The sequence below is a fragment of the Micromonospora sp. ATA51 genome, assembly GCF_016802855.1.
In the GTDB taxonomy this organism is placed as follows: Bacteria; Actinomycetota; Actinomycetes; order Mycobacteriales; family Micromonosporaceae; genus Micromonospora; species Micromonospora sicca.
This window is the reverse complement of sequence record NZ_JAEVHJ010000202.1, coordinates 1-12,339: the sequence shown is the minus strand read 5'-3', so window position 1 is coordinate 12,339 and position 12,339 is coordinate 1. Positions and strand designations below refer to the sequence as shown.

Genomic DNA, 12,339 nt, shown 5'->3' with positions numbered 1-12,339 from the left:
CCGGTTCGGCCGCGGGCGGGGACAGCCGCCCCCGAGCCCTCAGCTCCCGATACCGGCTGCGCCACCCCGCCCCCACCGCCGAGCGGCGGGGGCGGGGTGGCGCGGATGTGGCCGTGGCTCGCCGCCGACCCGACACAGCCGCTGGCCGCGGGGAGCCGATGGAAGCTGACCGGGTCGGCGGTGACCATGACCGGGCTGCGCCTGGACGGCATCGTGGACCTGCCCACCGCCGAGGGCAGCCTGAGGGCGTTGAAGTTCACCATGGACCAGGCGGTCGTCGACGACTTCCTGCTCCGCTCCACCGGGCCGGCGGACCGGACCACGCTCTTCGCGGCCGATCGGATGACCCTGCAGGGGAAGGTCGCCCTCTACGCGACCCGCTTCGCCGGCCGGATGGTCGGCATCGAGATCATCCTGACGCCGGACCTGCCGTTACCCGACGGCGTCCCGGCCACGCCGCCCAGCCCGATCACCTTCACCGACACGGCCGTCGACCTGGCCTTCGTCGGCAGCGACGCCCTCACCGCCGGGCCGACCCTCAGGGTGGCCATCGACTGAGCCGCCCGGTCGGTGGATCGGGCTCAGAGCCGGCGGGCGGTACGCCACCGGTCCGGCCAGTAGCCGGTGCCGTCCAGCAGGGGTGCCCCCGAGAGGTCGCCCATGGTCGGACCATCCGTCTGGGATCGGCTGGAGATGAACCGGTGATGCCCGCCGTCATCGACGCCGAGGTAGATACCTGAATGATCGATCTGGCCGGTCGGTATTGGCTGGGCGTTGAAGAAGACCAGGTCGCCGGGGAGCAGGCGGTCCATCCCCCGGGCCCGCTGACCCGAGTTGGGCATCAGCTGGACGCCCGGTCCGAACTCGGCCATCGCGAACGCCCGGCGAGGAAGGCCCTCCCCCGGCGTGTTCGTGCCCCGCAGCGGATAGCCGAGCCGGTGACCGTAGACCATCCGCAAGTAGCCGGAGCAGTCCAGAGCGAGCTGGCGCTGCGGCTCGGGCACCCCCGCCTTCCCGTCGAGGAACGACCACGGCAGGCCCAGGTAGTCGAAGAAGTCGGAGCGCTCCTGGCGACCATCCGGGTCCGCCGGATCGATCGGCCCGAACGACGCGTCACCGGAATACTGCTGTCCCTGGTTGTCCTTCTTCACCGGGGCCCCGTCGACGTACTCGAACGCGATCGCCAGCACGTCCGGCGAGCGGTCCTTGCGGGCGGCGCCGAGCCAGTCGACGAACCACTGCTCATGTTCGGCACCGGCGTGCCACGCCTGCGGCGCCAGCCGAACCCACACGTTGCTCTCGACCTTGGCATCGGTGAAGCGGGGCTCCTCGAAGGTTCGGGACGGGCCGTAGATGTTCGCGGTCCGCGCGCCGTCGGTCATGATCGCGACCGGCTGTCCGGAAGAGTCCAGGATCTCGGTGCGATCCGGGCCGGTCGACCGCTGGTAGGTGTATCCCATGGCACCGCGCGTCGGGCCACCGGCGGCCTTGGCGGCGCCCAGGGTCAGCTCCGGTTGATCCGAGGGCGACGGCCGTACCACGACGTAGGTCGCCATGCTCAGCGCCACCACCACGGCCAACATGGCCAGGGTGAGCAGTGGAGTCCGACTGCGAAGGTACCTCAGGTACCTCATGCCTGTTCTCCTTTCGCAACTCGGTTCCGCAATCGGTCAGGTCACTGGCACGAAACCGGCGACGACGCCGCTGTACGCGACCCCGAAGGTGATCCCGGTGACCACGAGGGTTGCCAAGATGGTGGCCCTGGGCGGCTGGCGCACCAGTTGGTACGCGATGAGGCCCGGGATGACGAAGCCCAGCGTCTGGTGGGCGAACAGCAGCGGGAGGTCACGCTGGACGATGACGAACAGCGTCAGTTGGAGTACCACGCTGACCAGCACGATCGCCGCGAACAGCCGCTTTCCGTAGAGGATCACCACCCGTTGCAGCACCCGGGCGATGAGGTAGGTCAATACGGTCACCGCCACGACGATGACCGCCTGGAGCTGGTCCTCGATGAGGGTCAGCGCGATCCAGCCCGGCGTGATCATGCCGCCGGGTGAGAGGTTGGTGGTCAGATAGCACAGCAACGCGAACACCAGTCCGATGCCGAGGCTCGCGGTGGCCAGTTGGGCACTGAGTTCTCCGCCGAAGGTCATCGTTGCGTCCTTTCCCAGGTCGGCAGGCGAAGCGTGGAGCCGGACTCCGAGCCGTCCTCGCAAATCCACCCCGGCAACCTCGCCAGCTCGTGGAGCAACACCTCACCCTGCCCGTGAATGTTGCCGACGGCGACGATCGAGGAGTCGTCCGGCGTCGCCGCGGTGACGCCTTCGAGCAGCCGGCTCGGATCCGGCTTGCCGCCGAGATCGACCACCCGGTCCTGGAGTTCCGCCGGAATGGCCGTCCGCGCGCTCTTGGTCACCTCTCCGATCAGGATGATGGTCTCGGGCCGTACCCGACCGCTCAGCTCGCCCATCTGGCCGTTGCGTTCGATCCGGTCCGGTCGGCAATTGATCACCATGGTCAGCGGGCGGGTGATGAGGTGCTGGCCCTCCAGCTGCTGGATGTTCATGAAGGTCGACTCGGGGTCGTTGGCGGCGAAGATGTTCGCGAACCGCATGCGCTTGTCGCCGTGCATCACCCGCGCCACGGACAGCACGCCAGGGTCCGGCGGCGCCTCCCACATGCCCTTGAGTGCGCTGTGCCGGTCGACGCCCAGTTCTTCCGCAACGGCCAGCGCGATGGCGACGTTCTCCTTGAAGGTGATCCAGCCGAAGCCGTCCATCTCCTGGTCGGTCACCGACTCGGGGTCGACCGCGACGAGTCGGCAGTCCCGCCGCTCGGCCTCCTCCTGCAGGATCGCCAGCCGCTCCCGCTCTGCGGTGACGCAGACACCCCCGACCGGCATGGACCGGCTCAGGGACCGGGCGACATCGTCGAGGGTGGGGCCCATTTCGGTGAGATGGTCCTCGCGTACGTTGCACAGCACGCCGATGTTCGACCGGATCAACTTGCTCTGGTTGACCTCCTGCAGCGCCGGCATCACCGCCATGCACTCCATGACCAGGACGTCCGGGTGGTACACGGCGGCCCGCCGCACGATGCCGATCTGCTCGGCCACGTTCGCGATGCCGAACTTGCGGTGCACCGGCTCCTCGGTCGCATCGGGGAAGATGAAGCGGGCCGCGGTGCCGGTGGTCTTGGCCACCACCACCCGGCCGCCGCCGCGTAGCGCGCCGGCACAGAGCCGGGTGATCGAGCTCTTGCCCCGGATGCCGTTGACCAGGACCCGGTCCTGGATCCGGTCCAGGTTCCGATAGTGGTTGCGCTGCTCGACGACTCCCGCGACCAGCAGAGCCAGGGAGCACATGACGAGCACGATGTAGAGGTACGCCACGTCAACCCCTTTCGTCTCGATCGTCGGGACGATGATCGGCGCCATCGCCGGGTGGTGACGCGGCCCGATCGGCATCAGGCGGCTGCGGGACCTCGGGGAGGACGATGGTGAGGTCCTCCTCCGCGCCGCGCAGACGGGTCGCACCGCCCAACCGGCTGGAGCCGGTGTGCCGGACCTGACGGCAGATTTCGAGACACATCGCCAGAGCCCCGATGTCGTCGTGCCGTTGCGGCGGGATCGGCTGCTCGACGGAGCCGTCGTTGATCCGGTCGGCCTCGGTGGCGAGCCGTCGCAGTGGCCGGGCGAAGACGAAGTACTGCCACACCTGGCTGAGCAGCACGCCCCCCGTCGCCAGGCCGGCGACCAGCAGAGTCCACCGGCGCCCGTCGCTCTGCGGCAACCGCAGCCCGGCCAGGTCCTGCTCCACCACGAGCGACCACTTCAGCGGAGCGACCGTGTTGGGCTTGTTCAGACCGGCCGCGGCGATCAGCGCCGGAGCCCCGGCGGGCGTCTCCGCCATACCGACGGTGCCACCCCGCAACGCCTCGGCGGCCGCTGCCCGCGCCGTTCCCTCCAGCTCCTGGAAGGCGCGGAAACCCTGCGAGTCGAAGACGGTGCGCAGGTCCTCGTCCACCACCCGCACCTGCCCGTCCACCGCACGCAGCATCTCCAGCAGGTAGTCGATGTTGAACTCACCGACAACGGCGACCCCGTTGGTGGCCACCCGCCAGGCGTAAACCACCGGAACCCGCGAGGTCTGGTTGTCCAGATCGATGCCGCTCTCACCCCGCAGCGGCTCGTTCCGCAGCGGATCACGTCCCGCGGAGCTGACCACCGATCCGTTCTGGCCGAGGATGTAGAGACCGCGGAAGCGGTTCTTGTCGGCAATCTCCTGCTCAAGGACCGGGGTCATCTGCGCCGGGTCGCCGGCCTCGGTCGCCTGGGAGATGCGGACCACGGTCTGCAGACCGTTGTTCAGCGCCTTGCCCATGACGGTGCTCGCCGCCTCGGCTCTGCTCTCCTCGTCCCTGACCAGCTGGTCGGGTATCGCCGGCTGTGCGGTGCGGAGCGTGTAGCCCACCGCCGCGGCAGGCCAGAGCAGAGCGCCACGGTCGCCAGGCTCAGGACAAGCGTCGCGGTCGGGCGCCACCGCCAGCGCCACCACCTGCGCGGGGCGCTGGGAGCCGAGGCGTCGCCGGAGGTGAAGGCCAGCGCGCGGGCGATCCGATGCGCCTCGGCCACCCCCAGCCAGTGCCGCTTGGTGGAGGTGTCGCCACAGGCGTTGGCCCTGGCCTGCTGCAGCAGCGACCTTACCGGGCGGACCACCGCCAGCCGCATCAGCAGGAAGCCCGGCACCGCCAGCGCCAGCAGCGTCAGGCCGAGCAGGAAGCCCTGGAGGGTGGAGGTGCCTCCCGTCTCGTCCGCGACGATCAGGGTGGCCACCGTCGCCCCGGTTTCCCCGACCGGCGCGGAGGAGACGACGAGTTGCTTGTCCGGCCACTCGGTCACCCGGATCGGGTGACCCTCGCTCGAGCCCGACTGTGCCAAATTGCGGAACACCACCGGCAGGTGGACCTCACTCACGGCGCTGACCCCCTGCATCAGGGTGCTCTTGCCGTCCGGTGTGATGACGAAGACGCCCTGCCGTGCGGTGGGGTTGAGCCGCAGCTCGTCGACGTTGATCGGTTGCACCGCCAGCAGGGTCCGCGCGTCGTCCAGCTTGCTGCTACGCACCAGTGCCGGGCCGTCGTCGGTGGTGATCGGGATCGTGTCCTTGTCGGGCAGCACCGGCGGTAGCTGCCCGAACGGCACACCGGTGCCGGCGGTCGCCAGGGGGCGGCGGGAAGCGTTCTCGACGATCGCCACTCCGCTCCAGTCCGTACCATTGCCGACCAGCTGTTTCACGAACTCCGCATCCGGCACCGACGGGGGACGCCGGCCACCCGCTCGTCAAGATCCTCGATGGAGTGGTTGATGGTCAGTCGCATGCTGGAGGCGACCTTCAACACGTTGTCCTGCTGCGAGTCGATCACCGCCGGAGGCACGGCGCGCTGACTGTGCACCGCGAACCCCAGCACGAGGGCCGCGGCCAGCACCATGGTCGACCAGAGATACACCAGCGACGGCTTACCGGAGCCCGCCGGGAAGCCGGCGGCCGGCAGCTGCTGGTCGAGGGCTCGCCGCCGCCAGGCGACCACCTGCTCCTGTGACGGCGAGCCGCCTGCGGCCGCTACCGGGGCGCGTCCGCGAAACGTCTCCTGGCCGGTCCGCCGCTCGGAATCCGGCTCCTGCCCACTGCTTTTTTGTCCCATGGCGACCCCTTCCCTTCCGCGGGCATCGGAAGTTGCACGGTCAAAATCAATTGTCGAGCGAGGCAGGGTGAGGGAACTTCACCCTGGCGGGATGAACCCGAGCCGGCGGCGGAGCCTCACGTTGGCCACCGCGGCTGTCGGGGCGGGCAGGCAGATGGAGCGCGCCGCGGTCGGGCCGGCCGCTTCCGGCGGGGAGCCGGTTCAGCGCCTCACGTGCAGCCCGGCGGCGAGCGCCCCACGGCTGTCGAGGTATCCGGTGATCCGATCCATCGTGGCGGTGTAGCGGGCACGCCGGCGATCACCGGCGGGCAGGTGCTCAAGGGTGCGAGGCAGGTCCACGACGCGGATGGTCGGTTCGAGGGAGAGCCAGATCGGGATCGCCTCGGCCCGGGTGGCCACCCACCGCCCGTCGGGCCTCTCGGTGAAGGTGAACTTGGCCAGCACCCCCTCCCGATTGGCGTCCTTGGGAAAATCGTGGCGGGCGAGGGTGTTTCCGACGCCGTAGGCGATCCACTTGTCGCCGGCCCGCTCGAAGGGCTGCACGACGTGGGCGTGGTGACCGATGATCAAGTCGATGTTCGGGTCGGCGATGAGCTGCCTGGCCCAGGACTGCTGCTCGCCGTCGGGGGGGTGCTGCATCTCCGTGCCCCAGTGGGCGGAGAGCACGATGATCTGGGCGCCGGCTTTTCGAGTGGCGGCGGCGGCGGCACGGATCGCGGCGACATCGATGCGGTTCGCCAGCCACGCCTTGCCAGCCGGCGGCTCCAGGTCGTTGAAGTTCATCGCCCAGGACAGATGGCCGATCTTGACGCCGTTGACCTGGTACATCGTGGGCGTGGCCTGCTCGGTCGCGTTCCGGAAGGTGCCGGTGTGGCGCAGACCGGCGGCGTCGAGGGCGTCGAGGTTGTCGTACACGCCCTGCTCCCCCTGGTCCAGTGCGTGGTTGCTGGCGGTGGAGCAGGTGTCGTAGCCGGCGGTCCGGACCGCGGCGGCCAGGTCGGTGGGAGCCCTGAAGCGCCGAAAGTCCTTGGGCTCACCGGGCCCCATCGGGGCCTCCATGTGGCAGATGGCCAGGTTCGCCGATTCGACGGCGGGACGGATCGAGGCGAAGATCGGGTCGAAGTCGTAGCCGGAGCGGCCGGCCGCCCTGGCGTCGGCCCGCGCCTGCCGCCAGGTTGGCGGGTGGACCAGGATGTCCCCCGAGCCCAGGATGCTGACCTGGCGCGGCGTGCCCGCCTCCGGCGCGGCGGCCGCGGCCGGCTGCGGGGACAGGCGCTCCGGGACGGCGTCGGCGGGCTGCGCCCACCCGCCGGCGGGGGTGACGACGAGCGCGGTGACGAGCACGACACGGACGGCGAATGCACGCATCGGCGGTCCTGCTCCTTTCCTGGGCTGGATGGCGCGGCGGAGTCGAGCACGCCGTCGCCGCGCCCGCGCCGAACCGACCGGTCAGTCGTGTCCCGGCGGATCGGCGAGCTTCGCGGCAGGCGCATACCCTCACCGGCGGTGCTAACGCCCGGTCGCGGCGCCGTCCCGGCGCTGGTCCGCCGCGCCGAGGAGCTGCTTTCCGCGGACCTCGATCGCGGTGAGGCCACTGTCCAGTGCCATGACTCTCGGGCAGGGGTGCTCGCGGGTCACGAGGTCAGGCAGGTTCAGGGCGATTCGCCTGTTCGCTTCGAGCTCGGAGGGCGCATCCCGCTTCCCGTCACACTTGCGGGTGATGTCCTGTCCGCTGTAGTGGCCCTGATCGAGTGCCTGGGCCGGGCTCATGCGGTCGACCAAGACGCCCACCAGGGTCTGGGTGACGTAGTCAGGAATGTGCGAGCCGCCGGCGGCGCCGATCACGAGCTTCAGCTTCTTCCCCTCGCGGTCGAGCACGAGCGTCGGTGCCTGCGAGGCGGTGGGCCGTTTCTTCGGTTCCTGGACGTTCACCGGCTTGCCCGGCGAGACCGACAAGGTGTCCGTGAAGTTGTTCAGCGCGTTGTTCAGCATCATGCCCCGCGCCTCCAGGTGTGACCCGAAGTGACTGTTGTTGGTCGTGGTCATGGAGATGGCGTTGCCGTCCGCGTCAACGATGCTGGCGTTGCTCGTCGGGTCGCCGACGTCCGTGGTGGCGGGTTGGTCGCTGATCGACGGTGCGGGTGGCGGCACGTTCGGAGGGGTGCCCGGTTCCACCGGATGGATCGCCCGGTCAGGAGAGTAGAGGGCGAACCGGTTGTCCAGATACTTCCCGTCGAGCAGCCCGGCCACGGGCACGTCGTGGAAGTCCGGGTCACCCACGTACGCCCGGCGGTCGAAGTTCGCCAGGCGGCTGACCTCGATGGAGAGGTGGATGCGGTCCGCCGAGGCGGGCTTGGTCCTCGCCACCTGTCCGCGTTCGAGCATCCCGAGCATCTGCAGGGTGGCCACTCCCCCGAACGCTGGCGGCGCCGCAGTGCAGACCGACAGGCCGAGCGCCTTCCGGCACACCTCGGGGCGCTCCACCGCGGTGTAGTCGGCGAAGTCCTGCGCCGTCATGAGACTGGGGATCACCACCGGACCCGCGGTGTTCCCCTTGAGCTTGAGGGGCCCCTTGGCCGCGTGTGCCGCGATCGCCGGGGCGATCTTGCCCGCCGGGTCGTAGAACGCGTCCGCGCCGCCGTCGCGGATCTCCCGCAGCACCTGAGCGATCTCGGGATTGCGCAGCATCGTTCCGACCGGCTTCGGCTCGTCGCCGTTGCAGTAGCGGGGGCGCAGGTCGGGGTAGTTGCAGCGCTTCCGCCCGTTGAAGCGCTCCTCGAAGCCGTCGTGCAGGCTGGCGGACATCGGAAAGCCGTTCGCGGCGAGCCGGATGGCGTCGTCGAAGAGCTCATCCCACGGGAGGGCACCGTATTCGCTGTGCACCGTCGAGAGCACCCGCAGGGTGCCCGGGACACCGAACGACCGTCCGCTTGCCCCGGCCGCGTTCGGGAACCGATCCGTCCTGAGCGCAGTGCGTTCCTGCTCGGTGGGAGTCCGGACATTCTCGGTCACCTTCTCCGGGGCTCTGGCCAAGCCGTCAAAGAACCGTATTTTCTCCTTGTCGTCGTCCCAGTAGTTGATGAGCGTGCCGCCCGCCAGCCCGGAGGCGTGCGGCTCCACCACGGCGAGCACGGCCTGCACCGCTACTGCCGCGTCCGCAGCCCGGCCGCCCCGCGCGAGGATCCGGCAACCGGCCTCACTGGCCAGAGGATGGGCGGCCGCCACCATGAACTTCGTACCCACCGCATCGGTCTTGCGGCCGCTGGTCGCATTCGCGCAGACGTCCGAGGGCGCGATCGCTCCCGCTCCGACGGGCACCGTCGCGGCTGGCACGGCGAGCGCGAGCACCAGGGTGGAAATCAGGTGGTGCAGCTTGCGTGCGGACATCTCACAACCCTTTCGGCACTGTTGCAGAAACGGGGCGCCACGCTCAAGAAGCTCCATTGCAGGCGGGGTGCGGCTGCTCCGGGACATGTCGCTCGGGACCTAGCCCACTCGACGAGGATCCGGCCGGCGGCCACCGCAGGTCGGCCGCCCGGCCCACGCAGGTCGTGGGCACGCCAACGGCCGAGCAGAAGCTGACACCGCTATCATCCTGGCCGCCCGAACGGTGGCGCAGGGCATCGCTGGAAGTCGTTGCGGGCGGGACTGCTGTGCCAGCGGTGCGCAGCAATGACCCAGGAGTCGTCGGCGTCCCGTCATCCTCGATGCCCAGGAACCGATGCACCTCGGCCCACAGGGCCGCGGCGTCCGCATGGTGCCCGGCCCTGCCGCCGATACCCGTTACCGCCCGGGCGTCGACACCGTGCCGGACCCTCCGGACCTGGGTGAGCACGCGGGTGAGCCTGCGCGCCCACCGTCGGGACGACCGGTTTCCGGCGGGGTCGGCCAGCAGCGCCGCCGCCGTCGTGCTGGCCGGGCGGAACCGGGCGCACCGCGGCCGCCCCGCCCCGTCGTTGCGGGCCCGCGCCCCGGTCAGCCGGCCGCGCCCGCCGCTGCGTTGTGGCGCACGGTCTCCCGCTGGTGGGCGGACCGGTGGCTCAGTCGAGCAGGGCGTCCAGGCCGACGGTGAGGCCGGGACGGTTGCGGACCGCGCGCACGGCGAGCAGCACGCCCGGCATGAAGGAGGCCCGGTCCAGCGAGTCGTGCCGGATGGTCAGCGTCTCCCCGGTGGTGCCGAACAGCACCTCCTGGTGGGCGACCAGACCGGCGGCGCGCACGGCGTGGACGCGTACCCCGTCGATCTCGGCGCCACGCGCGCCCGGCACCTCGTCCTTGGTGGCGTCCGGCACGGGACCCAGGCCGGCCTCGGCGCGGGCCGCCGCGATCAACCGCGCGGTGTGCGTCGCGGTGCCGCTCGGGGCGTCCAGCTTGCGCGGGTGGTGCAGCTCGATGATCTCGACGGACTCGAAGTGCCGGGCCGCGCGGGCCGCGAACTGCATCATCAGCACCGCGCCGATGCCGAAGTTGGGGGCGATCACCACGCCCACGCCGGGCTTCCGGTCCAGCCAGCCGCGCACCCGCTCCAACCGCTGCTCGGTGAAGCCGGTGGTGCCCACCACGGCGCTGATGCCCTGGTCGATGCACCAGTGCAGGTTGTCCATGACGACGTCCGGGGTGGTGAAGTCGACGATCACCTCGGCGCCCGCGTCGGAGGCGTTGAACAGCCAGTCACCCTGGTCGATCATCGCCACCAGGTCCATGTCGGAGGCCGCGTCGACCGCCTTGCAGACCTCCATGCCCATCCGACCGCGCGCACCCAGCACGCCGACCCGGATCGGCTCGGCCGGGCTCTTCTCCTGCTCGTCAGTCACGGGGCACAACCTATCCCAATCGGGACGGCGTCACCCGTCCGGACCTCCCCACGTCCCACCCACCGGCCAAGGTCCACTCCGGCTGCGCCGGATCGCGGCCTCCCGCCATGACGGACGGCGCGAGCTGCCGCATCCCACGCCGGGTCACCGGTGGGCGGGGCGGTGGCGGGCAGGGATCAGGCGGTGAAGTCGTTCGCGCCGAAGGGGCCGACCACCGCGAGCGACATCGGCCGGGCGAGCAGTTCGGCGGCGAGCGCGTTCGCGTCGTCCAGGGTCACCGCGTCGACCCGGGCGAGCAGCTCGTCCACCGGCATCAGGTCGCCGTAGAGCAGCTCCCCCTTGGCCAGCCGGCTCATCCGCGAGCCGGTGTCCTCCAGGCCCAGCACGAAGGAGCCCTTCGACATGCCCTTGCCCCGGGCCAGCTCGTCGGCGGTGATCCCGTCGGCGGCCACCCGGGCCAGCTCGGCCCGGGTCAGCTCCAGCACCTCGTCCACCTTGCCCGGCGCGCAGCCGGCGTAGACCGCGAAGAGGCCGCTGTCGGCGTACTGGCTGGCATAGGAGTAGACCGAGTAGGCCAGGCCACGCCGCTCCCGGATCTCCTGGAACAGCCGGCTGGACATCCCGCCGCCGAGGACGTTGTTCAGCACGCCGAGGGCGAAGCGCCGCTCGTCGGTGCGATCGATGCCGGGGCAGCCGAGGATGACGTGCGCCTGCTCGGTCTCCTTCGGCTCGACCAGGGTGGCGGCCGGCTTCGTGCGTACCGCCGGGGTGGCCGGGCGGTGCGGGGCCGGCACCGCCGGGTCGCTGTCCAGCGGGGTGCCGCGCAGTGCCTGGCGGACCAGCTTGACCACGGTGGCGTGGTCGAGGTTGCCGGCGGCGGCGACGACGATCTGCGGCGGCGTGTAGCGGCGCCGGTAGAAGCTCTGGATCTGCCGCCGGGTCATCGGGGTGACCGTCTCCTCGGTGCCGGAGATCAGCCGGCCGAGGGGGTGGTCGCCGTAGACGGCCCGGGCGAACAGGTCATGCACCTCGTCGCCCGGCTCGTCGTCGTGCATGGCGATCTCTTCGAGGATGACGCCCCGCTCGGTCTCCACGTCCGCCGGTTCCAGCACCGAGTCCGCGACCGCGTCGCACATCACGTCGATGGCCAGCGGCAGGTCCTCGTCGAGCACCCGCGCGTAGTAGCAGGTGTATTCCTTCGTGGTGAAGGCGTTGGTCTCACCGCCCACCGCCTCGATCTGGGAGGAGATCTCCAGCGCGGTCCGCTTCCTGGTGCCCTTGAACAGCAGGTGCTCCAGGAAGTGTGCGGCGCCGGCCTGCGGCCCGGTCTCGTCCCGGGAGCCGACCGCCACCCAGATGCCGAAGGAGACGCTGCGCATCGCCGGGATCGCCTCGGTCAGCACGCGCAGACCGCTGGGCAGCACGGTACGCCGTACCGTGCCACCCAGCGGGTCGTCACTCAGCGTGCGGGTGACCGCCCGCGCCGATCCACCGGCGCGCCCGGGCTGCGACCCGGTGGCGTGCCGGACGGCGCCGGACAGCGCCACCCCCCGTCGACCCGCAGGAAAAGACGAACGCTGGGCCCGACTCACGGAAACCTGCTCTCACTTCGACGAGGGGTGGTGGTGCGGTGTCACGGCGACGGCTCCAGGTCCCGGCGCGGTGCCAGACCCGCCGAGCTGGAGTCGTCGACGGCCGGGTGGGGACCACGTCCCAACCCGGCCGGTCGTTGCTCAGCTGTGCCGGGTCCGGCGGCGCGGACGCTCGCCGCCCTCGCCGCCCTCGCCGCCCTCGCCGCCGCCCTGGCCGCCCTCGCCAC

At 70.7% G+C, this 12,339-nt stretch carries 10 protein-coding genes and 2 pseudogenes; 2 read left to right on the top strand and 10 right to left on the bottom strand.

Annotated elements, in window-relative coordinates; genetic code table 11:
- Positions 1–558: pseudogene (locus tag JNW87_RS25655) on the top strand (hypothetical protein); the annotation flags it as partial.
- 23 nt (positions 559–581) lie between these two features.
- Here the strand turns inward: JNW87_RS25655 and JNW87_RS25650 are convergent.
- From JNW87_RS25650 to JNW87_RS25605, 10 genes are all read right to left on the bottom strand, one after another.
- On the bottom strand, positions 582–1,634 hold the full coding sequence (locus tag JNW87_RS25650) for an NlpC/P60 family protein (protein ID WP_238454560.1): 1,053 nt from the start codon (positions 1,632–1,634) through the stop codon (positions 582–584).
- Positions 1,635–1,670: 36 nt separating this feature from the next.
- A complete protein-coding gene (locus tag JNW87_RS25645) occupies positions 1,671–2,156 on the bottom strand; it encodes a poly-gamma-glutamate biosynthesis protein PgsC/CapC (protein ID WP_109804041.1) in 486 nt (161 codons plus the stop codon).
- Entirely contained in the window at positions 2,153–3,439 is a 1,287-nt protein-coding gene (pgsB, locus tag JNW87_RS25640) for a poly-gamma-glutamate synthase PgsB (protein ID WP_236648341.1), read from the bottom strand. The genes JNW87_RS25645 and pgsB overlap by 4 nt, the downstream gene beginning before the upstream one ends.
- Positions 3,396–4,385, bottom strand: coding sequence for a HAMP domain-containing protein (locus tag JNW87_RS25635; RefSeq protein WP_238454559.1), 990 nt, complete (start codon positions 4,383–4,385; stop codon positions 3,396–3,398). Before JNW87_RS25635 ends, pgsB begins: the two co-directional genes overlap by 44 nt.
- A complete protein-coding gene (locus JNW87_RS25630) occupies positions 4,370–5,299 on the bottom strand; it encodes a hypothetical protein (RefSeq protein WP_238454558.1) in 930 nt (309 codons plus the stop codon). Before JNW87_RS25630 ends, JNW87_RS25635 begins: the two co-directional genes overlap by 16 nt.
- Positions 5,296–5,592, bottom strand: coding sequence for a hypothetical protein (locus JNW87_RS25625; RefSeq protein ID WP_238454557.1), 297 nt, complete (start codon positions 5,590–5,592; stop codon positions 5,296–5,298). Before JNW87_RS25625 ends, JNW87_RS25630 begins: the two co-directional genes overlap by 4 nt.
- Positions 5,593–5,907: 315 nt before the next feature.
- Positions 5,908–7,074 (bottom strand): CapA family protein, encoded by a 1,167-nt coding sequence (locus JNW87_RS25620; protein ID WP_238454556.1) that lies wholly within the window; start codon positions 7,072–7,074, stop codon positions 5,908–5,910.
- Between the two features lie 141 nt (positions 7,075–7,215).
- Complete coding sequence (locus JNW87_RS25615) at positions 7,216–9,180, bottom strand: gamma-glutamyltransferase family protein (protein WP_238454555.1); 1,965 nt, start codon at positions 9,178–9,180, stop codon at positions 7,216–7,218.
- Positions 9,181–9,746: 566 nt separating this feature from the next.
- Positions 9,747–10,520: a 4-hydroxy-tetrahydrodipicolinate reductase gene (gene dapB, locus JNW87_RS25610; protein WP_109804038.1), complete on the bottom strand. Its 774-nt coding sequence runs from the start codon at positions 10,518–10,520 to the stop codon at positions 9,747–9,749.
- Between the two features lie 176 nt (positions 10,521–10,696).
- Positions 10,697–12,067, bottom strand: coding sequence for a pitrilysin family protein (locus tag JNW87_RS25605; RefSeq protein WP_109804037.1), 1,371 nt, complete (start codon positions 12,065–12,067; stop codon positions 10,697–10,699).
- 78 nt (positions 12,068–12,145) lie between these two features.
- On the opposite strand from JNW87_RS25605, the pseudogene JNW87_RS25600 reads away from it, so the two are divergent.
- A pseudogene (locus JNW87_RS25600) lies at positions 12,146–12,339 on the top strand (hypothetical protein); the annotation flags it as partial.

Bases quoted from the DNA above. Each gene is read 5' to 3' on its own strand.
- JNW87_RS25650 (WP_238454560.1), bottom strand. From the start codon at position 1,634: ATGAGGTACCTGAGGTACCTTCGCAGTCGGACTCCACTGCTCACCCTG.
- JNW87_RS25645 (WP_109804041.1), bottom strand. From the start codon at position 2,156: ATGACCTTCGGCGGAGAACTCAGTGCCCAACTGGCCACCGCGAGCCTC.
- pgsB (WP_236648341.1), bottom strand. From the start codon at position 3,439: ATGGCGCCGATCATCGTCCCGACGATCGAGACGAAAGGGGTTGACGTG.
- JNW87_RS25635 (WP_238454559.1), bottom strand. From the start codon at position 4,385: ATGGGCAAGGCGCTGAACAACGGTCTGCAGACCGTGGTCCGCATCTCC.
- JNW87_RS25620 (WP_238454556.1), bottom strand. From the start codon at position 7,074: ATGCGTGCATTCGCCGTCCGTGTCGTGCTCGTCACCGCGCTCGTCGTC.
- JNW87_RS25615 (WP_238454555.1), bottom strand. From the start codon at position 9,180: ATGTCCCGGAGCAGCCGCACCCCGCCTGCAATGGAGCTTCTTGAGCGT.